We start from the raw sequence: 24,315 nt of genomic DNA on the forward strand, positions 1-24,315 counted from the left end.
TCTCGCCCGCAGTCCGTGCATGCTTTTAAGTGAAAAACGTCCCATGGCAACCGAACGATACAATCCGCGCGCGTCAGAACCCAAATGGCAGAAGGCCTGGGCTGCCAAGAAGCTTTTCGAAGCGCACAATGACGATCCGCGCCCGAAATACTACGTGCTGGAGATGTTCCCCTATCCGTCGGGGCGCATCCATATCGGCCACACCCGCAACTACACGATGGGCGACGTGGTGGCGCGCTACAAGCGGGCCAAGGGCTTCAACGTCCTGCATCCGATGGGCTGGGACGCCTTCGGCATGCCGGCCGAGAACGCGGCGATGCAGAACAAGGTCCATCCCAAGGAATGGACCTACCAGAACATCGCCACCATGCGCGAGCAGCTCAAGGTCATGGGCCTGTCGCTGGACTGGGCGCGCGAATTCGCCACCTGCGATGTCGACTATTATCACCGCCAGCAGATGCTGTTCCTCGACTTCGTCGAGAAGGGCCTGGTGACGCGCAAATCCTCCAAGGTCAACTGGGATCCGGAGGACATGACCGTGCTCGCCAACGAGCAGGTCATCGACGGGCGCGGCTGGCGCTCGGGCGCGCTGGTCGAACAGCGCGAGCTGACGCAATGGTTCTTCAAGATCACCGACTTCGCTCAGGATCTGCTGGATTCGCTGGACGGCCTCGACGAGTGGCCCGAAAAAGTGAAGCTGATGCAGCAGAACTGGATCGGCCGCTCGGAAGGCCTGCTGATCCGCTGGCCTTTGGCCTCCGACATTGCCGGCGAACACGAGCTGGAAGTCTACACGACGCGGCCCGACACCATCTTCGGCGCCTCTTTCATGGCCATCGCCGCCGATCATCCGCTGGCCAAAAAGGCGGCCGAGACCAATCCGGCGCTGGCGAAGTTTATCGACGAGGTCCGCCATATGGGCACGTCGGTGGCGGCGCTGGAGACGGCCGAGAAAAAGGGTTTCGACACCGGCATCCGCGTTGCCCACCCGTTCGACGACAGCTGGACGCTGCCTGTCTACGTGGCCAATTTCGTGCTGATGGAATACGGCACTGGCGCCATCTTCGGTTGCCCGGCGCACGACCAGCGTGACCTCGACTTCGCCAACAAATATGGCCTGCCGGTGGTGCCGGTGGTGATGCCGGAAGGCGAGAATCAGGCGACCTTCCAGATCGTCGACGTGGCCTATGGCGACGATGGCGCGATGATCAATTCGCGCTTCCTCGACGGCATGAAGCCCGGCCAGGCTTTCGACGAGGTGGCGAAGCTCCTGGAGCAGAAGACGATCGGCAACCGGCCAATGGCCGAACGCAAGGTGAATTTCCGCCTGCGCGACTGGGGCATTTCGCGCCAGCGCTACTGGGGCTGCCCGATCCCGATGATCCATTGCGAGGATTGCGGCGTGGTGCCGGTGCCGAAAGCGGACCTGCCGGTCAAGCTGCCCGACGACGTCGATTTCGACCGGCCGGGCAACCCGCTCGACCGTCATCCGACCTGGCGGCATGTGAAGTGCCCGCGATGCGGCAAGGACGCGCGCCGCGAAACCGACACGATGGACACGTTCGTCGATTCGTCGTGGTATTTCGCCCGCTTCACCGCGCCCTGGGCGCACGAGCCGACCGATCCCAAGGCGGCGAACGAATGGCTGCCGGTCGACCAGTATATCGGTGGCATCGAGCACGCGATCCTGCACCTGCTCTATTCGCGTTTCTTCACCCGCGCCATGCGCGAGACCGGCCATGTCGATCTGGCCGAGCCGTTCAAGGGTCTGTTCACGCAAGGCATGGTGGTGCACGAAACCTATCGCGTCGGGTCGGCATCGAACGGTCGCTGGCTGGCGCCAACCGAGGTGCGGCTGGAGGAAGCCGACGGCAAGCGCCGCGCCATCGAGATCGTCACCGGCGAGGACGCGACGATCGGCCCGCTCGAAAAGATGTCGAAGTCGAAGAAGAACACGGTCAGTCCGGAGGACATCACCGACGGCTACGGCGCCGATACGGCGCGCTGGTTCATGCTGTCGGATTCACCGCCCGAGCGCGATGTCGAATGGACCGACGATGGCGCCGCCGGCGCGCATCGCTTCATGCAGCGCATCTGGCGGCTGGTGTCGACGGCAGCCGAAACGCTGGCTGGCGTCAAGCCGGCGGCGGCCGACAATGGTGAAGCCGGAGCGGTTTCCAAGGCCGCGCACAAGATACTCAAGGCGGTCGGCGAGGACATCGAGAAGCTCGCCTTCAACCGCGCCATTGCCCGCATCTATGAACTGGCCAACGTGCTGACCGCACCGCTCAACGACGTGGCGGAAGGCAAGGCCGATCCGGCGATGCAAGGCGCCTGCCGCCAGGCGGTGGAGATCCTGGTGCACCTGATCGCGCCTGTGATGCCGCATTTGTCCGAGGAGTGCTGGGAGGCGTTGGGCGGCACCGATCTGGTTGCCGAACGCCCGTGGCCGGTCTTCGATCCGGCGCTGGTCGTCGACAATGAGGTCACCTATCCGGTGCAGGTCAACGGCAAGAAACGTGGGGATTTGACAATTGCCCGCGACGCGGACCAAGGTGCGGTCGAAAAAGCTGTGCTCGCTCTCGACTTCGTGCAGAAAGCGCTCGAAGGTAAGGCCCCGCGCAAGGTGATCATCGTGCCGCAGAGGATCGTCAATGTCGTTGCCTGACCTTGAGTTGCCTGACCTGGAAAAGACAGAGCTGAGCCGCTTGCTGCGCCGCCTCGCGCTTGCCGGCCTTGTCGGCTCGCTGGCACTGGTTTCGGCCTGTCAGGTGCGGCCGCTCTATTCGACCGCGCCGCTGACCACGGGCTCAAGCGCAAACGCCGAACTGGCGTCGATCGCCGTCAAGCCGGTCAACTCACGTTATGCCCAGCAGGTGCGCAACAATCTGATCTTCGGATTTGGGCGCGGCGCCGGCGAACCGGCCTCGCCGCTTTATTCGCTGGGTCTCAGCGTGACCGAAGCCGTCGATTCGGCCGCGCTGGTGCAGGTCCAGACCGATCAGGACGAGCCGACCGCCGGTTCGGTGACGCTGACCGCCAGCTACACGCTCAACGATGCGAAAACCGGCGCCGTAATCGCGGTCGGCAAGCGGGCGATCACCTCGTCCTTCGACAGGCCCCGGCAGGAATTTGCCTCGTATCGGGCGCAGATCGACGCCGAGAATCGCGCCGCGCGCGAGCTGGCCGAAGCCCTGCAATTGTCCATCGCCCAGGATCTGGTCAGGCACGGCAAGACGGCTGGCTAACGCTGTTTTTCGTTTCACGCAAAAGCCGAGCCACGGACGGGCAAAACGCACCGGCCTTCGGGCTGCCAGCGGCATGTGAATTCTGGTCTTCGACTCGCCTCACGACTGCCAGGGCCGATCTCTATTTTCAGCTTTTCTATCGCTCCGGCGCTGCCGACGGGAAGCAACTGTTAACCACTCGCTCCCTATTGCTCAGCAGAAGTTTCAGAGTGAGTCTTGAGCATGGAATCCAGGCGTTTTCTCCGGGTCAATTCATTGAAGGCAGCTTCGCCCGATGACCCCGGGGTAAAGCGTTTCAACACCATCAACGACAAGGCGGACGGCCGGCAGCCAGGCGCGGCCGGAGCCGGCAATTCCGGTGATTTCGTCGATCTTGGCGGCAACGAAAGCCCAGCCTGGCAAGACTATTTCTTCCTGGCGCCCAATGTGCGGTTTACCCGCACGCCGGACTATGAAGCCAAGACGCGCCATCCGCAGCGCGACCAGATTGCCGCCGAGCAAAGCGAACCGCCGGTCCCACCGGCGCAGCAAGCAAGCGCACGGCCCGCCGCGGCCTCGCCATCCCATGCAGCCTCGTCTTCACCATTACTGAAGAACCGGAACCCCGTCTTGGACGCCGTCCGCTCGACTGCCGGCAACAGGGGCGCGGTGCTGCAGAGGCCGGCGGGTTCGGCCCCGACATCCGTTACGCCAAGGCATACCGGCGAACCTGCGGGGTCAAGGATGACCGCAACGTCACGCGTATCGGCTCCGGTCCAGGGAACGGCGGCGCCGGGCAAGGTGACAAACCGCGAAAGAGTGCGCTGGCCCTATCTGTCGGATCACGCCTTTTTCGAGGTCATGGCGCCCTATATGGTCGAAGCTCCGCCGGTGCCGCAAGCCGTCCCTGCGCGGCGCCCGGCCGGGCCGGTGGTCGCCAAACCGGCCGACAGGCACGCCGCGCCCACGGCGGATCCCACCTCGCTGTTCCGCGTCATCGAATGCCTTCCGGGCCTGCAAGCTCCGCCTGCACTGCCGGACGTCCGTCCGGCCAATTCGAACGAGGCCGAGGTCCAGCCGGTGGCGAGCAGCGCGCCGCGACAGGCCCGGCCCGCGATCGCAACTTCCGCCGTCGCGCGCAAAGCCGTTCCGGTCCAGGTCGCGCAAAGCCTGGAGGAGACCGTGCAAGCTCCGGCCGGGCGCATATCTTCGCCGCTGCCCAAGGCCGGCAAGATCGTGCCGTCCACGACTGGCGAGGCATACGAACTTCCCTCCGAAGAGCTGCTGCAGCAGCCGCCGGAAGGGCAAGGCTTCTACATGTCGCAAGAGCGGCTCGAGCAGAATGCCGATCTCCTGGAAAGCGTGCTGGAGGATTTCGGCGTGCGCGGCGAGATCATCCACGTTCGCCCTGGTCCGGTCGTGACACTCTATGAGTTCGAGCCGGCGCCGGGCGTCAAATCGTCTCGCGTCATCGGCCTCGCGGACGATATCGCCCGTTCCATGTCGGCGATTTCGGCGCGCGTCGCGGTGGTGCCCGGCCGCAACGTCATCGGCATCGAGCTTCCGAACGAGACCCGCGAGACCGTCTATTTCCGCGAACTGATCGAATCGCAGGGCTTTCGCAAGACCGGCTGCAAGCTGGCGCTTTGCCTAGGCAAGACGATCGGTGGTGAGCCCGTCATCGCCGAACTGGCGAAGATGCCGCATCTGCTCGTTGCCGGCACCACCGGTTCCGGCAAGTCGGTCGCCATCAACACCATGATCCTGTCGCTGCTCTACCGATTGAAGCCGGAAGAATGCCGGCTGATCATGGTCGATCCCAAGATGCTCGAACTCTCCGTCTATGACGGCATCCCGCATCTTCTGACCCCGGTCGTCACCGATCCCAAGAAGGCCGTCACCGCGCTCAAATGGGCGGTGCGCGAGATGGAGGACCGTTACCGCAAGATGGCGCGGCTCGGCGTGCGCAACATCGACGGCTACAACGAGCGCGCCGCCCAAGCCCGCGACAAGGGCGAGACGGTCGTCATGACCGTTCAGGCTGGTTTTGAAAAGGGCACCGGCGAGCCGCTCTTCGAACAGCAGGAAATCGACCTCGCGCCGATGCCTTATATCGTGGTCATCGTCGACGAGATGGCCGACCTGATGATGGTCGCCGGCAAGGAGATCGAAGGCGCGATCCAGCGCCTGGCACAGATGGCGCGCGCGGCCGGCATCCATCTGATCATGGCGACGCAACGCCCCTCGGTCGATGTCATCACCGGCACGATCAAGGCCAACTTCCCGACCCGGATTTCCTTCCAGGTCACGTCCAAGATCGACAGCCGCACCATCCTGGGCGAGCAGGGCGCCGAGCAGCTGCTTGGCCAGGGCGACATGCTGCACATGATGGGCGGCGGGCGCATTTCGCGCGTGCACGGCCCCTTTGTCTCCGACGCGGAGGTCGAGCACGTCGTGGCGCATCTGAAGGCGCAGGGCCGCCCCGAATATCTGGAAACGGTGACGGCCGACGCGGATGAAGACGAATACGAAGGCGACCAGGGAGCCGTCTTCGACAAGGGATCCGTTGCGGCCGAGGACGGCGATTCCAGTTATGACGAGGCGGTCAAGGTGGTGTTGCGCGACAAGAAATGTTCGACGTCCTACATCCAGCGTCGCCTCGGCATCGGCTACAACCGCGCCGCTTCCCTGGTCGAGCGCATGGAGAAGGAAGGGCTGGTCGGCGCGCCCAACCATGTCGGCAAGCGCGAGATCATGACGGGCCGGCGCCCGCCGGTTGCCGCGCCCGACGAAGAGGGCGCGGATTGACCGGCAGGTCGACGAAGGGTCAATAAAAAAGGCCGGTTGCCCGGCCTTTTTTGGTAGCGGATATCGGATCGCTCAGCTGATCTTCTGGCCGGTCTTGGCCCAGTCGGCGAGGAAGGCGGCGAGGCCTTTGTCGGTCAGCGGATGGTTGACCAGCGCCTTCAGCGTGGCCGGCGGCGCGGTGACGACATCGGCCCCAATCAGGGCCGCCTGCTTGACGTGGTTCACCGTGCGCACCGAGGCGGTCAGGATCTCGGTCTGGAAATCGTAATTGTCGTAGATCTGACGGATCTCCTGGATCACCTCCATGCCGTCCGAGCCGGTGTCGTCGATGCGGCCGACGAAGGGCGAGATGAAGGAAGCGCCGGCCTTGGCGGCGAGCAGCGCCTGGTTGGCCGAGAAGCACAGCGTGACATTGACCATGCGGTTCATTTCGGTGCGGATCGTCTTGCAGGCCTTCAGCCCATCGAGCGTCAACGGCACCTTGATGGTGACATTCGGCGCGATTTTGGCCAGCACCTCGGCCTCGGCCATCATGTTCTTGTACTCGGTGGCCACGACTTCGGCCGAAACCGGGCCTTCGACGATGTCGCAGATCTGCTTGGTGACCTCGGAGATCTTGCCGCCCGATTTCAGGATCAGCGAGGGGTTGGTGGTGACGCCATCGAGCAGCCCCAGATCGATCAGCTCACGGATTTCCTTGATGTCGGCGGTGTCGGCAAAAAATTTCATGGCGGTCTCCTGAAGATTTCGGCGTGCTTGGGAAGGCACGTTCAGCGTTGCTCTTTGATCTAGACCAAAGTCGGGGCAAGGTCACGCCTCATGATCGAAGATTCGCCCTTTGTCGCAGCCGCACCGGTGCTGGTGCCGATGCCTGCAGAACGCCCTTACACCTATGCCGTGCCCGCCGGCATGCGCGTCGTGCCGGGCTCGATCGTGCGCGTGCCGCTCGGGCCGCGGCAGGTCGCCGGCATCGTCTGGGATGGCGTGGTCGAGAATATCGACGCGAAAAAACTGCGCCCCATCGAACAGGTCTTCGACTGCCCGCCGATCGACCGTTCGATGCGCCGCTTCGTCGACTGGGTGGCGCAGTACACGCTGTCGGCGCCGGGCATGGTGGCGCGCATGCTGCTTCGGGCGCCGGAAGCTTTCGACCCGGAACCATGGATCGAGGGGCTGCAGCGCACGCTTCTCGTACCCGACCGGATGACGAGCGCCAGGGAGCGGGTGCTGGAGGTGGCCGAAGGCGGCCTTGCCTGGACACGCTCCGGCCTCGCCCATGCCGCCGGCGTGTCGTCGACGGTGATCGAGGGACTGAAGGCGCAAGGCGTGTTCGAGACGGTGATGATCCCGCCACGCCCGGTGGTGGCCGCGCCTGATTCCCTGTATGCCGCGCCCGAATTGATGCCGGACCAGAACGACGCAGCATCGATGCTGCGCGCCAATGTCGCGGCCGGCACCTTCAACGTCGCGCTGCTCGACGGCGTCACCGGGTCGGGCAAGACCGAGGTTTATTTCGAGGCGGTGGCGGCCGCCCTCGACCAAGGCAAGCAGGTGCTGATCCTGCTGCCGGAAATCGCGCTGACCCACGCTTTCCTCGAACGCTTCCAGCAGCGCTTCGGCGCCAAGCCCGGCGAATGGCATTCGGACCTGCCGCCAAGGATGCGCGAAAAGGTCTGGCGGCAGGTGGCGGAGGGCACTGTGCGCGTCGTCGCCGGCGCGCGCTCGGCGCTGTTCCTGCCGTTCAAGGAGCTCGGCCTGATCGTCGTCGATGAGGAGCACGACCCCGCCTACAAGCAGGAAGACCGCGTTTTCTACAACGCCCGCGACATGGCGGTCGTGCGCGGCCACATCGGGGGTTGCCCAGTCGTGCTGGCGTCGGCGACGCCATCGGTCGAGAGCCGGGTCAATGCGAGCCAGGGGAAATACAACCGAGCCATTCTCTCGGCTCGTTTCGCCGAGGCGGCGCTGCCGCAGCTGAAGTCGATCGACATGCGGCGCGCGCCGCCGGCGCGTGGCGGCTTCCTGTCGCCGGTGCTGCTCGACCATATGCGCCAGACGCTGGAGAGGAAGGAACAATCGCTCTTGTTCCTCAACCGGCGCGGCTATGCGCCGCTGACGCTGTGCCGCGTCTGCGGCCATCGCTTCGGCTGCCCGGTCTGCTCGGCCTGGCTGGTCGAGCATCGCTTTCGCGGCCAGCTGGTCTGCCACCATTGCGGGCACAATGAGCGCCGGCCGGAAGCCTGCCCGGAATGCGGCACGCTCGATCACCTGGTCGCCTGCGGGCCGGGCGTCGAGCGCATCGCCGAGGAGGTCGTGGCGCATTTCCCCGATGCGCGCACCATCGTTTTGTCCTCGGATCTGATGGGGGGCGTGCGGCGGCTGCGGCTGGAACTGGAGGCGATCGCCGATGGCGAGGCCGACATCGTCATCGGTACGCAGTTGGTCGCCAAGGGCCACAATTTCCCCAACATGACGCTGGTCGGCGTTGTCGATGCCGACCTTGGCCTTGCCAATGGCGATCCGCGCGCAGCGGAGCGGACGTTCCAATTGCTCAGCCAGGTGACCGGCCGCGCCGGCCGCACCGGCAAGAAGAGCCTTGGCCTGCTGCAGACCTTCCAGCCCGATCATCCGGTGATGCGGGCGATCGTTTCGGGTGACGCCGAGGCATTTTATGAGCGCGAGATCGCCGAGCGGGAGCGCGCGGCGCTGCCGCCCTTTGGCCGGTTGGCCGGCGTCATCGTCAGCGCGGTGACGCGAGCCGAAGCCGAAGGCCATGCGCGTGGTCTGCGCCGCGCCGCGCCCGAGTCCTCCGATCTGTTCGTGCTCGGGCCGGCCGAGGCGCCGCTGTCCCTGCTCGGCGGACGCCACCGCTTCCGTCTGCTGATCCAGGGCGAGCGGCGTGCCGACATGCAAGGTTTTATCAGGGCTATGCTGGCCAACGGGCCGAAGCAGCGCGGCTCGGTGCGGGTGCAGGTCGATATCGACCCGCAGAGTTTTTTGTAAGGTCGCGGTTTCAGCGGTAGGCTGTCCCCAGCGAAAAATGGAAGATCACATGAAAACCCTTGGCCTGCTCGGCGGCATGAGCTGGGAATCGACCGCCATCTACTATCGCTTGCTCAACGAGATCGTGCGCGAGCGTCTTGGCGGGCTGCATTCGGCCAAACTGCTGCTGTGGTCGTTCGACTTCGCCGAGATCGCCGAGCGCCAGCATCACGGCGACTGGGAGAGCGCCGGCGTGCTTCTCGTCGAGGCGGCGCGCAAGCTGGAGGCAGGCGGCGCGGAAGGGCTGCTCCTGTGCACCAACACCATGCACAAACTGGCCGGCCAGGTGCAGGCCTCGGTGTCGATCCCGTTGATCCACATCGCCGACGCCACCGCGGTGGCGATCAAGCGCGCCGGCATGCAGCGCCCGGCGCTGCTGGCGACGCGCTTCACCATGGAGCAGGATTTCTACAAGGGCCGGCTCGCCGACAAATACGGACTGCAACCGATAGTGCCCGACGCCGCCGGGCGCGACATGATCCATCGCGTCATCTATGACGAGCTCTGCCAGGGTATCGTCAGCGAAACCTCGAAGGTGGCCTATATCGCCGAGACCGAGCGCCTGCGCCGCGAAAAGGCCGCCGATAGCCTGATCATGGGCTGCACCGAGATCACCATGCTGATCGGGCAGCAGGATTTCGACATTCCGGTGTTCGACACGACACGCATCCACGCCGAGGCGGCGGTCGAGTTCGCGCTCGGTTGATGGCCTTCTTCTAAAGTTCGGGGAGCCATCTGGCGTGGGGTTTTTCCTCCGCTAGAATGCGCGGGAATTTCAAAACCGGCATTTCGAGGGGACAAGATGGATTTTGCGCTTCCATGGCCGACGAGCCAGGGCGAATGGCTGGCCTGGTCGAGCGCCGTCGTCACCGTGCTGCTCGGCCTTCTGTTTTTCTTGGCGCCGGGCGTGGCCTTCCGTGTCCTGCGCCTGCAGGTCAAACCGGAGAAGGCAGCGGCGATCGCCGAGGGGCGGGGCAGGATGTCTGGCTTCTATCTCGGCGTTGGCCTGTGCTGCATCCTCCTGGCGCAGCCGCTGGTTTACATGGCGCTCGGCTTCTCCTGGCTGTTCACCGCCTTCGGCCGCCTGCTGTCGATGATGTCGGATGGCGCCAACACGCCTTTCAATTGGGTTTCCATTGTGGTGGAATTGGCCTTGGCGGCATTGCCGCTCGCCTTTGCCTTCGGCTTTGTGCCCTGAATCCTTAGCTATTCCGGGGCGCGAGGCGGGACTCTTTCGCCAGATGCGACAATAGTGCCTGAAAACCATGCGGAACGACGCATTGCGGTCTTAAAATGCCTGTGCTAGACGGCAATCGACTTTCGGCCGGGGATAGCGGAAGCCGCGCCTCCGTGCTTGAAAAAATGCAGTAAGGTCAAAGATTTAGCCAGAGTTTTTGCTCGCGCCAACAATCTGCGGCCTGTCAGACAAGAGAAAAGACGGTCCGTGGCTCAATCGTCATCGCCAATCTCAGGTGTCGCAGAACGCTACGCGGGTTCGCTGTTCGAACTCGCGCTGCAGGCAAATTCCGTGACCAAGGTCGAAGCCGACCTCAACAGTTTCGAGGCGATGCTCGCGGGCAGCGCCGACCTGACCCGGCTGATCAACAGCCCGGTGTTCTCCAGCGAGGACCAGGCCAAGGCCATAGCGGCAATCGCCGACAAGGCCGGGATTACCGGCCTCACCGGCAATTTCCTGCGCGTCGTGGCCCGCAACCGGCGCCTGTTCGCCGTCCCCGGCATGATCAGGGCATTCCGCCAGATCGCCGCCGAACATCGTGGCGAGACCGCCGCCGAAGTGACGTCGGCTCATGAGCTGACCGCGGCCCAGCAGGCTGAACTCAAGGCGGCGCTGAAGAGCGTTGCCGGCAAGGACGTGGCCATTTCCGTCACCGTCGATCCGTCGCTGCTCGGCGGGCTGGTGGTCAAGATGGGCTCGCGCCAGATCGACACGTCGCTCAAAACCAAACTCAATTCGCTCAAGCTTGCACTGAAAGAGGTCGGCTGATGGACATCCGCGCCGCGGAAATTTCCGCAATTCTGAAAGACCAGATCAAGAATTTCGGCAAGGAGGCCGAGGTCTCCGAAGTTGGACAGGTGCTGTCCGTCGGTGACGGTATCGCCCGCGTCTATGGCCTCGACAATGTCCAGGCCGGCGAAATGGTCGAATTCCCCGGCGGCATCCGCGGCATGGCGCTCAACCTCGAAGCCGACAATGTCGGCGTCGTCATCTTCGGCGCCGACCGTGACATCAAGGAAGGCGACACCGTCAAGCGCACCGGCGCCATCGTCGACGTTCCGGTGGGTCCTGGCCTGCTCGGCCGCGTCGTCGACGCGCTCGGCAACCCGATCGACGGCAAGGGTCCGATCAAGGCGGTCGAACGCAAGCGCGTCGACGTCAAGGCGCCCGGCATCATTCCGCGCAAGTCGGTGCATGAGCCGATGTCGACCGGCCTCAAGGCCATCGATGCGCTGATCCCGGTCGGCCGCGGCCAGCGCGAGCTGGTCATCGGCGACCGTCAGACCGGCAAGACCGCCATCATCCTCGACACTATGCTCAACCAGAAGTCGGTGCACGACAACGGCCCCGAGAAGGAAAAGCTCTACTGCGTCTACGTCGCCGTCGGCCAGAAGCGCTCGACCGTCGCGCAGTTCGTCAAGGTGCTCGAAGAGCGCGGCGCGCTCGAATACTCGATCATCGTCGCCGCCACCGCGTCCGATCCGGCGCCAATGCAGTTCCTGGCGCCGTTCGCCGGCTGCACCATGGGCGAATATTTCCGCGACAACGGCATGCATGCGCTGATCAGCTACGACGATCTGTCGAAGCAGGCCGTCGCCTATCGCCAGATGTCGCTGCTGCTGCGCCGCCCGCCGGGCCGCGAAGCCTATCCGGGCGACGTCTTCTACCTGCACTCGCGCCTGCTCGAGCGCGCCGCGAAGCTCAATGACGATCTGGGCAATGGCTCGCTGACCGCCCTGCCGGTCATCGAAACGCAGGCCAACGACGTGTCGGCCTACATCCCGACCAACGTGATCTCGATCACCGACGGCCAGATCTTCCTTGAAACCAACCTGTTCTTCCAGGGCATCCGTCCGGCCGTCAACGTCGGCCTGTCGGTGTCGCGCGTCGGTTCGTCGGCGCAGATCAAGGCGATGAAGCAGGTTGCCGGCTCGATCAAGGGCGAGCTCGCCCAGTACCGCGAAATGGCGGCCTTCGCGCAGTTCGGCTCCGATCTCGACGCCGCCACGCAGCGCCTGCTCAACCGCGGATCGCGCCTGACCGAACTCCTGAAGCAGCCGCAGTTCTCGCCGCTGAAGACGGAAGAGCAGGTCGCGGTGATCTTCGCCGGCGTCAACGGCTATCTCGACAAGCTGCCGGTCAACCAGGTTGGCAAGTTCGAGCATGGCCTGCTCAGCCACATGCGTGCGGCGGGCAAGGACGTTCTCGACGCCATCCGCAAGGAAAAGGCACTGTCGGACGATCTGCGCGCCAAGCTGAAGGCCGAGATCGACGCTTTCGCCAAGACCTTCGCCTGAGCGAAGCGACAAGACGGGATCAGGTTTGAAGCATGCCTTCATTAAAAGACCTTCGTAACCGTATCGCCTCGGTCAAGGCGACGCAGAAGATCACCAAGGCGATGCAGATGGTCGCCGCGGCGAAGCTGCGCCGTGCGCAAGAGGCCGCGGAAGCGGCGCGCCCCTATTCGGAGCGCATGGGTTCCGTGCTGGCCAACATCACCCAGGCGATCGGCGGCGGCGGCGATGCTCCGGCGCTGATGACCGGTACCGGCAAGGACGACGTGCACCTGCTGGTCGTCTGCACCGCGGAGCGCGGCCTGTGCGGCGGCTTCAACTCGCAGATCGCCCGTCATGCCCGCGACCACATCCGCAGGCTTTTGGCCGACGGCAAGCAGGTCAAGATCATCTGCGTCGGCAAGAAGGGTTTCGATATCCTGCGCCGCGACTATGCCTCCATGATCCTCGAGCGCATCGATCTGCGCGAGGTCAAGACGCTCGGCTTCGTCAATGCCGACGCGATCGCCAAGAAGGTCATCCACCTCTTCGACGAGGGCGGCTTCGATATCTGCACGCTGTTCTATTCGCAGTTCAAGTCGGTGATCAGCCAGATCCCGACCGCGCAGCAGATCATCCCGGCAGGCGTCGCTTCGGCTCCGGCCGAGGCAAATGATGGCGGCAATGCCGTCTATGAATATGAGCCGGAGCCGGGCGAAATCCTTTCCGACCTCATTCCGCGCAACATTTCCGTGCAGGTTTTCCGGGCGCTGCTCGAAAACGCGGCCGGCGAGATGGGCGCCAAGATGAGCGCCATGGACAATGCGACGCGCAACGCCGGCGACATGATCAACAAGCTGTCGATCACCTACAACCGTCAGCGGCAGGCGCAGATCACCAAGGAACTGATCGAAATCATTTCGGGCGCCGAGGCGCTCTAGGCGCGGTCCGGGGCCATTTGGCCCGCGACCGGACCGCGTGAGAAACAAAGGACGAAAAAGGGTAAAGACGATGGCGAAAGCAGCGACCCCCCAGAAGGCAACACCCAAGACGGCAGCCGCGAAGGCCGCAGTCCCCGCGAAGGCTGCAAAGGCTCCGGCGGCGGCCGCGAAGGCGGCTCCGGCCAAGGCCGCTTCGGCCAAGACACCGGCAGTGGCGAGCAAGGCAACCGGCGTTGTCGGCCAGGTCCGCCAGGTCATCGGCGCTGTCGTCGACGTTCAGTTCGGCGAACATTTGCCGGCGATCCTGAATGCGCTCGAGACCACCAATGTCGGCAACCGCCTGGTGCTCGAAGTTGCCCAGCATCTCGGTGAAAACACCGTGCGCTGCATCGCCATGGACTCCACCGAAGGCTTGGTGCGTGGCCAGGAAGTGCGCGACACCGGCGCGCCGATCACCGTTCCGGTCGGCCCGGGCATGCTCGGCCGCATCATCAACGTCATCGGCGAGCCGGTCGACGAAGCGGGCCCGGTCGACGCGATCGAGATGCGCTCCATCCACCAGCCGGCTCCGACCTATGTCGAGCAGTCGACGGAAGCCCAGATCCTGATCACCGGCATCAAGGTGCTCGACCTCCTGGCGCCCTACGCCAAGGGCGGCAAGATCGGCCTGTTCGGCGGCGCCGGCGTCGGCAAGACCGTGCTGATCCAGGAACTGATCAACAACATCGCCAAGGCACATGGCGGCTATTCGGTGTTCGCCGGCGTCGGCGAGCGCACCCGCGAGGGCAACGATCTCTATCACGAGTTCATCGAATCCGGCGTCAACAAGAAGGGCGGCGGCGAAGGCTCCAAGGCGGCCCTCGTCTATGGCCAGATGAACGAGCCGCCGGGCGCGCGCGCCCGCGTCGGCCTGACCGGCCTGACGGTCGCCGAATATTTCCGCGACCAAGGCCAGGACGTGCTGTTCTTCGTCGACAACATCTTCCGCTTCACGCAGGCGGGTTCGGAAGTGTCGGCTCTGCTCGGCCGCATTCCGTCGGCGGTGGGCTATCAGCCGACGCTCGCCACCGACATGGGCGCGCTGCAGGAGCGCATCACCACCACCACCAAGGGCTCGATCACCTCGGTGCAGGCGATCTACGTGCCCGCCGACGACTTGACCGATCCGGCGCCGGCGACCTCGTTCGCCCACCTTGACGCGACGACGACGCTGAACCGCGCCATCGCCGAGAAGGGTATCTACCCCGCGGTCGATCCGCTGGATTCGACCTCGCGCATGCTCGACCCGATGGTTGTCGGTGAAGAGCATTACGGTGTCGCCCGCCAGGTGCAGTCGATCCTCCAGCGCTACAAGTCGCTGCAGGACATCATCGCCATCCTGGGCATGGACGAGCTGTCGGAAGAGGACAAGCAGACCGTGGCCCGCGCCCGCAAGATCGAGCGCTTCCTGTCGCAGCCGTTCTTCGTCGCCGAAGTGTTCACCGGCGCGCCGGGCAAGCTGGTCGACCTCGCCGACACCATCAAAGGCTTCAAGGGCCTCTGCAACGGCGACTACGATCACCTTCCGGAAGCCGCCTTCTACATGGTCGGCGGCATCGAGGAAGCAGTCGAGAAGGCACAGCGCCTCGCGGCTGAAGCGGCCTGATGACAGATAACGGACCCGAATACGCTCAAGGCGATCGGGTCCGGCTACTTCGGCTCAGCGATGAGTTCCTTTCGGATATGCCCGAGGATGACGTCGCAGAGCTAAACGCTCTCATCGGTCGAGAGTGGACTGTGGAGGAATGGCACGAAAAACTCGGTCAGTTGGAGATCACCAGCTCTCTGAGTGAAACGACAACCATACATTTTGTGTGGGTGCCGCCAGAATGGGTTGAACGGATACGATAATGGCTGAAGCTTTCAAATTCGAACTGGTTTCGCCGGAACGCCTGCTCGTTTCCGAGCAAGTCGAATCCGTCGTCATTCCGGGCGCCGAAGGCGAGATGACTGTCATGGCGCATCACGCGCCGGTCATGACCACAATCCAGCCGGGTGTCGTCACGGTGAAGACCGCTTCGGGCAGCGAAGAGCGCTATGTCGTGTTCGGCGGCTTTGCCGACATCGTTCCGGCCGGCTGCACGCTGCTGGCAGAGTCGGCTGTCGCGGTCAAGGATGTCGACCGGGCCGATCTCGCGCGCCGCATCCAGGAAGCCAAGGAAGATGCCGCAGACGCCAAGGACGACCAGGCGCGCAGCAAGGCCGAACAGTTCCTCAGCCAGCTCACGACGCTGGAAGGCGCCATTCTGCCGGCCTGAAATCCACACCAATTGACTGACTGAAAAGCGGGGCCTGCCCCGCTTTTTCTATATTCCCAAGGCAGCGAAGGCCAGGGTCGGACCGTCCCGCCGCAGGTGGACGAGATGCACGGCCACCAGTTCAATCAGCGTCTGGCGTTCGGCGTGATCCCCAGCGAAGCCAGCCAGGTCGAACACCGCCGTTACGGTTTCGTTCGCCGGCAGTTGCTGGCTCAAAAGGGCTGTCAGCGACGCATCGAGCGGATCGGTGAAATGGCCTTCCGGCAAGGTCTTACCCCGCGCCGCGCAGGCGGCGATCCAGGCGGCAATCACCAGCGTGAGATGCACAAATTCAGTGCCGGCTTCCATGCACTCCACGGCCGAAGCAACAATACGCTGCGGCAGTTTCTGGCTGCCGTCATTGGCGATTTGCGCCGTGCGGTGGGCGAGCGCGGTGTTGGAAAAACGCTCGGTGAGCTCAGCCGTGTAGGCTGATGTGTCGAGCCCGGCATCCTCGGGCAGGGTCGGGATGGCTTCGGCCCATAGCGCGTCGACGAACTGCCTTATCGCCGGATCGGCAAAGGCGCGGTCGACGGTGGCATGGCCGCTGAGCAGGCCGAGATAGGCGATGCCCGAGTGCGCGCCGTTGAGCAGCCTGAGCTTCATGTCCTCGAAGGGGGCGACATCGCCGACCATGGTGACGCCGAACTTTTCCCAGGACGGCCGGCCCGCCGGAAAATTGTCTTCGATGACCCATTGGCGGAAGGGCTCAGTCATGACCGGCCAGGCATCCTCGGCGCCGAGTTCGACGGCAATCCGCGCCCGGTCGGCGTCGGTGGTCGCCGGCACGATGCGGTCGACCATGCTGGAGGGGAACGCGACCTCGTCGGCGATATGGCCGGCGAGCCTGGTGCTGCTGTTTGCGTCCGGGCTGCCATCGCGCAATTCCGCGAATTCGACCAGCAGGCGATGCAGCGTTGCGCCATTGGCCGGCAGGTTGTCGCAGCACAGCACCGTGAAAGGCGGTGTGCCAGCGGCACGCCGCCGGGCGAGCGCCTCGGTCAGAAAACCATGCGCAGTCCTGGGTCCTTGCGGATTTGCCAGATCGTGGACGATGTCGGGATGGGCGGCGTCCAGTCCGCCGCCCGCTGCCCTCAGATACGCCTTTTCCGTGATGGTCAGCGTGACGATCCGGGTGCGCGGATCGGACAGCGCGGCCAGCACCGCACCGGGGTCTTTCGGCGCCACCAGCATCGAGCCGATCGAGCCGATGACGCGGAGCTCCTCCTCGCCGCTGCTGCGGATCGCCAGCGTGTAGAGCCCGTCCTGCGGCGCCAGCGCATCGCGCGTTTCGGGGCTGCGCAAGGAAACGCCGACTATGCCCCAGTCCGTCTCGCCCGCCGTCAGGCAGTCGTCGACATAGGCTGCCTGATGGGCGCGATGGAAAGCGCCGACGCCAAGATGCACAATGCCAGGCGCGATGCGGCCGCGATCATAAGAGGGTGTCGCGACCGGGGCCGGCAGCGCTTGTACCGTTGTGGCGGAGAGGCGTTTGGTCGTCGCGGCGCGGCTGGTCTGGTCGGATGGCATAGATGGCCTCGGCATGGGGTCGGCGAGCGGCGTAACACCCGATCTCTTGCCACACAATGGCTTCAAAAGTCATCATACAACAATCCAATTTTTGTATGTTGACATTATTTCTTGCCAACCCTACCGATAGCAGCCTTGGGAGGATCATCGTGGCACTGACCAATGCGGATTTGCTGTTTCCCGCCGAGGCGCATCCGCGCTCGATCGCCCGCGATCTCTATGCCGGGATCAAGGACCTGCCGCTGGTCAGCCCGCACGGCCACACCGATCCGCGCTGGTATGCGCTGAACGAGCCGTTCCCGGATCCGGCGCAACTGCTCATCGTGCCCGACCACTACATCTTCCGCATGCTGTGCAGCCAGGGCGTGCGGCTGGAGGATCTCGGCGTGCCGACCCTCGACGGCGGGCCGGTGGAAACCGACGGCAGGACGATCTGGCGGCGCTTTGCCGAGCACTATCATCTGTTTCGCGGAACGCCGACCCGGCTGTGGTTCGACCATGTGCTGGCGCATCTGTTCGGCATCGAAGAGCCATTGAGCGCGGAGACGGCCGACCGCCATTACGACACCATCGCGACCGTGCTGCAGTGGGAGAATTTCCGCCCGCGCGCTTTGTTCGAGCGCTTCAACATCGAGGTCATCGCGACGACCGAAGGCGCGCTCGACGATCTCAAATGGCACCAGATGATCCGCGACAGCGGCTGGGAGGGCCGTGTCGTCACCGCCTACCGGCCGGATGCGGTCGTCGATCCCGATTTCGAGGGGTTCTCGGCCAATCTCGACCGGCTCGGCGAGATCACCGGTTGCGACACCGGAACATGGGCCGGCTATCTCGACGCCCATCGCCAGCGGCGCGCCTTCTTCAAAAGCTTTGGCGCGACCTCGTCCGATCATGGCCATCCGACGGCCGACACCGCAAATCTTTCCGACGCGGCGGCGCAGGAGCTGTTCAGCCGCATCCGCCGCGGCTCCGACGACGAGCGCGAGCGAAAACTGTTCCGTGCCCAGATGCTGACCGAGATGGCCAAGATGAGCCGGGACGACGGGCTGGTGATGCAGATCCATCCCGGCTCCTGGCGCAATCACTCGCCCGATGTTTTCCGGAAATTCGGCCGCGACAAGGGCTTCGATATCCCGACCCGGACCGACTACGTGACGGCGCTGAAGCCGCTGCTCGACTGCGTCGGACTGGAGCGCGACCTGACAATCATCCTCTTCACGCTCGACGAGACCAGCTACGCGCGCGAACTGGCGCCGCTGGCCGGCGTCTATCCGGCGCTGAAACTCGGGCCGGCCTGGTGGTTCCACGACAGCCCGGAAGGCATGCGCCGCTTCCGCGAGATGACGACGGAGACAGCCGGCTTCTACAACACCGTCGGCTTCAACGACGACACCCGTGCCTTTCCATCTATACCCGCCCGCCACGATTTGGCGCGTCGGGTCGACTGCGCGTTCCTGGCGCGCCTCGTCGCCGAGCACCGGCTGCGCGAGGACGAGGCGCATGAGCTGGCCAAGGAGCTTACCTACACGCTTGCCAAGAAGGCGTACCGGCTCTGAGCCGGGCGCCTTGATTTTTTAAGGGAGGAAGTCATGTTGCATTTTTCGAAATTGACGGCGGTCACATTCGCCTTCGGCTCGCTGCTGATAGGCATCGCCAACGCCGAAACCGTGCTGCGCTCGGCCGACACGCACCCCGACGGCTATCCGACCGTCGAGGCGGTGAAATACATGGGCGAGCTGATCAAGCAGCGCACCGACGGCCGCTATTCGGTCGAGGTGTATCATTCGGCGCAGCTCGGCGAGGAGAAGGACACGATCGAACAGACGCAGACCGGCGTCATCGACCTCAACCGCGTCTCGATGGGACCGTTCAACGGCATCGTGCCGGAGACGGCGGTGCCGTCGCTGCCTTACATCTTCCGCTCGGTCGACCACATGCGCCATGTCATGGACGGGCCGATCGGCGACGAGATCCTCAAGGCGTTCGAGGCGCATGACCTCGTCGGCCTGGCCTTCTACGATTCCGGCGCGCGGTCCTTCTACAACACCAAGAAGGACATCGCCTCGATGGCCGACATGAAGGGCATGAAGTTCCGCGTCATCCAGTCGGACGTGTTCGTCGACATGGTCAATGCGCTGGGCGCCAACGCCACGCCGATGGCTTATGGCGAGGTCTATTCGGCCTTGCAGACAGGCGTCATCGACGGCGCCGAGAACAACTGGCCGAGCTTCGAATCCGCCAAGCACTACGAGGTCGCCAAGCACTATACGATGGACCAGCACCAGATCGTCCCGGAAGTGCTCGTCATGGCCAAGGCAAGTTGGGACAAGCTATCGCCGGAGGACCAGGTGATCGTGCGCCAGGCAGCCAAGGACAGCGTCGTCAAGATGCGCGAACTGTGGGACGCGCAGGAAAAGAAGTCGCGTGACATCGTCGAAGCCGCCGGCGTCAAGGTCAGCGAGATCGACAAGCAGCCGCTGATCGACGCGATGAAGCCGGTCTATGACAAGTATCTGTCAACGCCGGCGCTGAAGGACCTCGCCGCCCGCATCCAGGCGACGAAATAATGGAAGCCGGCGGACCGGGCGCGGCGCGGACTTCCGCGCCGCCGTCGAGGGAGGGTGGCTTGAAGGCGTTCTGGCTGGGCACCGAACGGCTGTTGGCACAGCTGTCGAGGCTCGCACTCTGGGTCAGCGGCGCCGGACTGACCCTGATGACGGTGATCATCTTCTGGCAGGTCTTCTCGCGTTATGTCCTGAACAGTTCGCCAAGCTGGACCGAATCCTCAGCGGTGCTGTTGATGGGCTGGTTCATCTTCCTCGGCGCCGCTGTCGGCGTTCGCGAGCGCACGCATCTAGGCTTCGACGTGCTGCTCTATTTCCTGCCACCTTCGGCCAAGGCGGTGCTGCGCAGCATTTCGGACGTCGTCGTGCTCGCATTCGGCTTCGGCATGATCGTCTATGGTGTCCAGCTCGCCAGGCTGACCTGGAACACGGTCATGCCGTCGCTCGATCTCCCGGGTGGCGTCAGCTTCCTGCCGGTCGTCCTGGGCGGCGCACTTGTCTGCCTGTTCTCCCTGGAGCGGCTGGCCGGGCGCTTTGCCGGCCTGCCCGTCGATGCCGACCAATACGCCACAGGCGAGGAGGATCTCTAGATGGCCCTGACAGTCCTGTTCGGCACCTTCGTCTTCCTGCTCGTCATCGGCACGCCGATCGCGTTCTGCCTCGGTGTCGCCAGCTTCGCCACCGTGCTGGTGCTGGGCCTGCCGCCGCTGGTGGTGTTCCAGCGCCTCAACTCGGGGGTCAGCGTGTTTTCGCTGATGGCGATCCCGTTCTTCATCTTCGCCGGCGACCTGATGGTGCGTGGCGGCATCGCCGCCAGGCTGGTGGCGCTAGCCGGTTCGCTGGTCGGCCATTTGCGTGGCGGCCTGGGCCAGGTCAACATCGCCGCCTCGACCATGTTCGGCGGCATTTCCGGCTCGGCGGTGGCCGATGCATCGGCGGTCGGCGGGCTGATGATCCCGCAGATGAAGGCGCGCGGCTACGGCATCGACTATGCCGTCAACATCACCTCGGTCGGCGCCATCATCGCGCTGCTGATTCCGCCCTCGCACAACATGATCATCTATTCGATTTCGGCCGGCGGCCGGATCTCGATCGCCGACCTGTTCACCGCGGGCGTCATACCTGGCCTGCTGCTGGCACTGTCGCTGATGGTCACCGCCTATTGGGTCGCGAGCCGCCGCGGCTACCCGACCGAGCCGTTCGCCGGCTTCGGCCGAGCCCTGCAATTGCTCGTCGCCGCCATTCCCGGCCTCGTCCTGATCGGCATCATCTTCGGCGGCGTGCGCTCCGGCATCTTCACCGCCACGGAAAGTTCCTGCATCGCCATCGTCTACGCCTTCCTGGTGACGCTCATCATCTACCGCTCGATGAGCTGGAACGACTTCGTCGCCGCCACCAGCGCCGCGGTGCGCACCACGGCGATGGTGCTGATGATCATCGGCTGCGCCGCGGCCTTCGGCTGGCTGCTCGCCTATCTCAGGGTGCCGGCGGCGCTGGTCGCCTTCCTGCAGTCGGTGTCCGACAACAAGCTGGTCATCCTGCTGCTGATCAATGTGGTGCTCCTTATCCTCGGCACGTTCATGGACATGTCGCCGCTCATCATCATCACCACGCCGATCTTCCTGCCGGTTGTCATGGCCTATGGCGTCGACCCCGTGCATTTCGGCGTCATCCTGATCCTCAATCTCGGCATTGGCCTGTGCACGCCACCGGTCGGCGCGGTGCTGTTCGTCAGTTGCGCCATCGGCCGCATTCCGATCTGGACGGCGATGCGCTCGATCTGGCCCTTCTACGGGGCGGCCTTCGCCGTGTTGATGCTGGTCACCTACATTCCGGAAATCTCATTGTGGCTGCCCAGTCTTTTCCACTAGGGGGGGGCCTTTTCCACTAGGGGGGCCTTTTCCACTAGGGGCCTTTTCCACCAACGGGTCCGTTCCATTAGGAGGTCACGTGTCCGATACCGTCGCCGACCTCAGGGTCGAAAGAAGACCAAAACTGTCAGAGACCGTCATCGCGGCGATCCGCAAGCAGTTGCAGGCGGGGGAGATCCTGCCCGGCCACAAATTGCCGACCGAAGGGCAGCTGACCGAGACCTTCGGCGTCAGCCGCACGGTCATCCGCGAGGCTCTGGCCAAGCTTGCCGCCGATGGCCTTGTCGAGCCGCGCCAGGGCGCCGGCGTCTTCGTCACCGAGCATATCTCGACGATGTTCGGGGCGCTCGCCGCCGACATGGGAGCCAAGGATTCCATCGCCCTCAACGTGCTTGAGGTGCGCCTGGCGATCGAAATCGAATCGGCCGGGCTTGCCGCCATTCGCCGCAACGCCGCACAGGAGGCGGCGATCCAGGAGGCCTTCTTCGAGTTCGAGCGGCTGCTGCTCGCCAGCGAGCCGACCGGGCCGGCCGACCTTGCCTTCCACCGCGCCATCGCCAGCGCCACCAACAATCCGTTCTATGTCGAGATGCTCGACGTGCTCGGCCGGCGCGCCATTCCGTGCGACGTGACCTCGCCCTGGTCGACCGAACTGGCGCAGTCCGACTCTTACCAGCGCGGGCTGCAGCGCGAGCATCTGGTGATCCTGAACGCAATCACCTCAGGCGACGCCGAAGCCGCGCGCGAGGCGATGCGCAAGCACCTCACCGCCAGCCAGCAGCGCTACCGCGAGCGCCTGCACGCCAGGCAGGCTTTTTATGCCGATACGGTCAGGGCCGCCGGCGAATAACCCATTGCAAGTCAGGACATCCATGAGCCAGAGCCATACCGACTTCACTTCGCGTTTCGCCATCGATCCGGCCGCCGCCGCGACGATGGGAACCGATGAATTGCGCCACAATTTCCATATTGAAGACCTGTTCCGGCCTGGCCGGGTCAGCCTGACCTACACCCATTACGACCGCATGATCGTCGGCGGCGCCGTGCCGGTGGTGGCGCCGCTGCCGCTGGAAGCGATCAAGCCGACCGGGACGAAAAACTTTCTCGACCGCCGCGAGCTGATCGTCGTCAACATCGGCGGTGCCGGCAGCGTGAAAGCAGGCGGCCAATCCTTCGAATTGCAAACGCGCGACATGCTTTATCTCGGCATGGGCAGCAACGACGTGTCGTTCGCCTCTGCCGACAAGGACGCTCCGGCGAAATTCTATCTGCTCAGCGCGCCGGCGCACCAGGCCCATCCCAGCCGGCTGATCCGCCTCGGCGACGCCAAGCGCCTCGATCTCGGCAGCAAGGAGGCCTGCAACGAACGCTCGATCTTCCAGTTCATCCATGCCGAGGGAACAAAGACCTGCCAGCTCGTCGTCGGCATGACGCAGCTGGCGCCGGGCTCGATCTGGAACACCATGCCGTGCCATGTGCATGACCGGCGCATGGAGGCGTATCTCTATTTTGATCTGCCGGAGACGGCGCGGGTCTTCCACTTCATGGGCGAGCCGGACGAGACACGCCACATCGTCATGCGCAACGAGGAGGCGGTGCTGTCGCCGGGCTGGTCGATCCACTCGGGCGCCGGAACCTCCAACTACGCCTTCATCTGGGCGATGGCCGGCGACAATGTCGACTATACCGACGTCGACCTGGTGGCGATGGACGATTTGCGGTGAGCGATTCCGCCTTCAGCCTGGCCGGCAAGCGTATCGCGGTCACCGGCGCCAACACCGGCATCGGCCAGGGCATCGCCATCTCGATTGCCCGTGCCGGCGGCGCGGTGGTCGGTGTCGGCCGCTCGTCGATAGATGATACGGCAGCCAGGATCTCCGCCCTTGGCGGACAGTTCGAAGCTGTGAAGGCGGATCTCGCCGACACGGCCGCGGCCGGGCCGTTGCTCGACCGGGTCTGGGAAGAAAACGGGCCGCTCGACGGGCTGGTCAATAATGCCGGTATCATCCGGCGCGCCGACGCCGTCGATCTGAGCGAAAGCGATTGGGACGACGTCATGGACGTCAATTTGAAGACAGCCTTCCTGCTTTGCCAGTCCTTTGCCCGGCGTGTCCTTGCCAACGGGCGCCGGGGCAGGATCGTCAACATCGCCTCGGTGCTGAGTTTCCAGGGCGGCATCCGCGTCGCGTCCTACACGGCCTCGAAGCATGGCGTGCTCGGCATCACCCGGCTGCTTGCCTGCGAGTGGGCATCGAAGGGCATCAACGTCAACGCCATCGCGCCGGGCTATATCGAGACCAACAACACGCAAGCGCTGCGCGCCGACGCCGACCGCAGCGCCGCCATACTGGGACGCATCCCGGCCGGCCGCTGGGGCGAACCGGGAGACATCGGCGACGCCGCCGTCTTCCTGCTGGCACCGGCGTCGAGCTACATGCATGGCGCGGTGGTGGCGGTGGATGGCGGCTGGCTCGCGCGATAGCCAA

At 64.4% G+C, this 24,315-nt stretch carries 20 protein-coding genes; 18 read left to right on the forward strand and 2 right to left on the reverse strand.

Annotated elements, in window-relative coordinates:
* The first annotated feature begins 43 nt into the window (after positions 1 to 43).
* From leuS to X741_RS155010, 3 genes are all read left to right on the forward strand, one after another.
* Complete coding sequence (gene leuS / locus X741_RS155020) at positions 44 to 2,668, forward strand: leucine--tRNA ligase (protein WP_023777572.1); 2,625 nt, start codon at positions 44 to 46, stop codon at positions 2,666 to 2,668.
* Positions 2,655 to 3,248, forward strand: a complete 594-nt coding sequence (gene lptE, locus X741_RS155015) for an LPS assembly lipoprotein LptE (protein WP_023777573.1) — start codon at positions 2,655 to 2,657, stop codon at positions 3,246 to 3,248. The genes leuS and lptE overlap by 14 nt, the downstream gene beginning before the upstream one ends.
* A gap of 222 nt (positions 3,249 to 3,470) precedes the next feature.
* Entirely contained in the window at positions 3,471 to 6,035 is a 2,565-nt protein-coding gene (locus tag X741_RS155010; RefSeq protein ID WP_023777574.1) for a DNA translocase FtsK, read from the forward strand.
* 72 nt (positions 6,036 to 6,107) lie between these two features.
* On the opposite strand, the gene fsa is transcribed toward X741_RS155010, so the two are convergent.
* Positions 6,108 to 6,764, reverse strand: a complete 657-nt coding sequence (gene fsa / locus X741_RS155005) for a fructose-6-phosphate aldolase (protein WP_013892425.1) — start codon at positions 6,762 to 6,764, stop codon at positions 6,108 to 6,110.
* A gap of 90 nt (positions 6,765 to 6,854) precedes the next feature.
* On the opposite strand from fsa, the gene X741_RS155000 reads away from it, so the two are divergent.
* The 8 genes from X741_RS155000 (at position 6,855) to X741_RS154960 (ending at position 15,825) form a co-directional block, all read left to right on the forward strand.
* Positions 6,855 to 9,038 carry a primosomal protein N' gene (locus tag X741_RS155000; RefSeq protein ID WP_023777575.1) on the forward strand — a complete coding sequence of 728 codons (2,184 nt, stop codon included), beginning with the start codon at positions 6,855 to 6,857 and terminating at the stop codon, positions 9,036 to 9,038.
* 49 nt (positions 9,039 to 9,087) lie between these two features.
* On the forward strand, positions 9,088 to 9,783 hold the full coding sequence (locus tag X741_RS154995; protein WP_023777576.1) for an aspartate/glutamate racemase family protein: 696 nt from the start codon (positions 9,088 to 9,090) through the stop codon (positions 9,781 to 9,783).
* A gap of 96 nt (positions 9,784 to 9,879) precedes the next feature.
* Positions 9,880 to 10,275 carry a DUF4345 family protein gene (locus X741_RS154990; protein ID WP_013892428.1) on the forward strand — a complete coding sequence of 132 codons (396 nt, stop codon included), beginning with the start codon at positions 9,880 to 9,882 and terminating at the stop codon, positions 10,273 to 10,275.
* A gap of 246 nt (positions 10,276 to 10,521) precedes the next feature.
* Positions 10,522 to 11,082 (forward strand): F0F1 ATP synthase subunit delta, encoded by a 561-nt coding sequence (locus X741_RS154985; protein WP_023766042.1) that lies wholly within the window; start codon positions 10,522 to 10,524, stop codon positions 11,080 to 11,082.
* On the forward strand, positions 11,082 to 12,611 hold the full coding sequence (gene atpA, locus X741_RS154980) for a F0F1 ATP synthase subunit alpha (protein ID WP_013892430.1): 1,530 nt from the start codon (positions 11,082 to 11,084) through the stop codon (positions 12,609 to 12,611). The genes X741_RS154985 and atpA overlap by 1 nt, the downstream gene beginning before the upstream one ends.
* A gap of 32 nt (positions 12,612 to 12,643) precedes the next feature.
* Complete coding sequence (locus X741_RS154975; protein ID WP_013892431.1) at positions 12,644 to 13,528, forward strand: F0F1 ATP synthase subunit gamma; 885 nt, start codon at positions 12,644 to 12,646, stop codon at positions 13,526 to 13,528.
* Positions 13,529 to 13,598: 70 nt separating this feature from the next.
* Positions 13,599 to 15,173 carry a F0F1 ATP synthase subunit beta gene (gene atpD, locus X741_RS154970; RefSeq protein ID WP_023766045.1) on the forward strand — a complete coding sequence of 525 codons (1,575 nt, stop codon included), beginning with the start codon at positions 13,599 to 13,601 and terminating at the stop codon, positions 15,171 to 15,173.
* A 244-nt stretch (positions 15,174 to 15,417) separates the two neighbouring features.
* The gene (locus X741_RS154960) at positions 15,418 to 15,825 is read left to right on the forward strand and encodes a F0F1 ATP synthase subunit epsilon (protein ID WP_023777577.1); all 408 of its coding nucleotides are present in this window, start codon (positions 15,418 to 15,420) and stop codon (positions 15,823 to 15,825) included.
* Positions 15,826 to 15,873: 48 nt separating this feature from the next.
* Here X741_RS154960 and X741_RS154955 read toward each other — a convergent pair whose 3' ends face one another.
* On the reverse strand, positions 15,874 to 17,394 hold the full coding sequence (locus X741_RS154955; RefSeq protein WP_023777578.1) for a mannitol dehydrogenase family protein: 1,521 nt from the start codon (positions 17,392 to 17,394) through the stop codon (positions 15,874 to 15,876).
* A gap of 146 nt (positions 17,395 to 17,540) precedes the next feature.
* Between X741_RS154955 and uxaC the strand changes: the two genes are divergently transcribed.
* The 7 genes from uxaC to kduD all read left to right on the forward strand — a co-directional run bounded on the left by uxaC (position 17,541) and on the right by kduD (position 24,311).
* Positions 17,541 to 18,950: a glucuronate isomerase gene (uxaC, locus tag X741_RS154950; RefSeq protein ID WP_023777579.1), complete on the forward strand. Its 1,410-nt coding sequence runs from the start codon at positions 17,541 to 17,543 to the stop codon at positions 18,948 to 18,950.
* A gap of 33 nt (positions 18,951 to 18,983) precedes the next feature.
* A complete protein-coding gene (locus X741_RS154945; protein WP_023777580.1) occupies positions 18,984 to 19,961 on the forward strand; it encodes a TRAP transporter substrate-binding protein in 978 nt (325 codons plus the stop codon).
* Positions 19,961 to 20,548: a TRAP transporter small permease gene (locus tag X741_RS154940; RefSeq protein WP_198023953.1), complete on the forward strand. Its 588-nt coding sequence runs from the start codon at positions 19,961 to 19,963 to the stop codon at positions 20,546 to 20,548. The genes X741_RS154945 and X741_RS154940 overlap by 1 nt, the downstream gene beginning before the upstream one ends.
* Entirely contained in the window at positions 20,549 to 21,829 is a 1,281-nt protein-coding gene (locus X741_RS154935) for a TRAP transporter large permease (RefSeq protein ID WP_023766051.1), read from the forward strand. It begins immediately after the preceding gene.
* Positions 21,830 to 21,908: 79 nt separating this feature from the next.
* Positions 21,909 to 22,679, forward strand: a complete 771-nt coding sequence (locus tag X741_RS154930; protein WP_023777581.1) for a FadR/GntR family transcriptional regulator — start codon at positions 21,909 to 21,911, stop codon at positions 22,677 to 22,679.
* 22 nt (positions 22,680 to 22,701) lie between these two features.
* Positions 22,702 to 23,553, forward strand: coding sequence for a 5-dehydro-4-deoxy-D-glucuronate isomerase (gene kduI / locus X741_RS154925; protein WP_023777582.1), 852 nt, complete (start codon positions 22,702 to 22,704; stop codon positions 23,551 to 23,553).
* A complete protein-coding gene (gene kduD / locus X741_RS154920; RefSeq protein ID WP_023777583.1) occupies positions 23,550 to 24,311 on the forward strand; it encodes a 2-dehydro-3-deoxy-D-gluconate 5-dehydrogenase KduD in 762 nt (253 codons plus the stop codon). Before kduI ends, kduD begins: the two co-directional genes overlap by 4 nt.
* Positions 24,312 to 24,315 lie beyond the last annotated feature (4 nt).

This window comes from Mesorhizobium sp. LNHC221B00, from assembly GCF_000502935.1.
Classification (GTDB): Bacteria; Pseudomonadota; Alphaproteobacteria; order Rhizobiales; family Rhizobiaceae; genus Mesorhizobium; species Mesorhizobium opportunistum.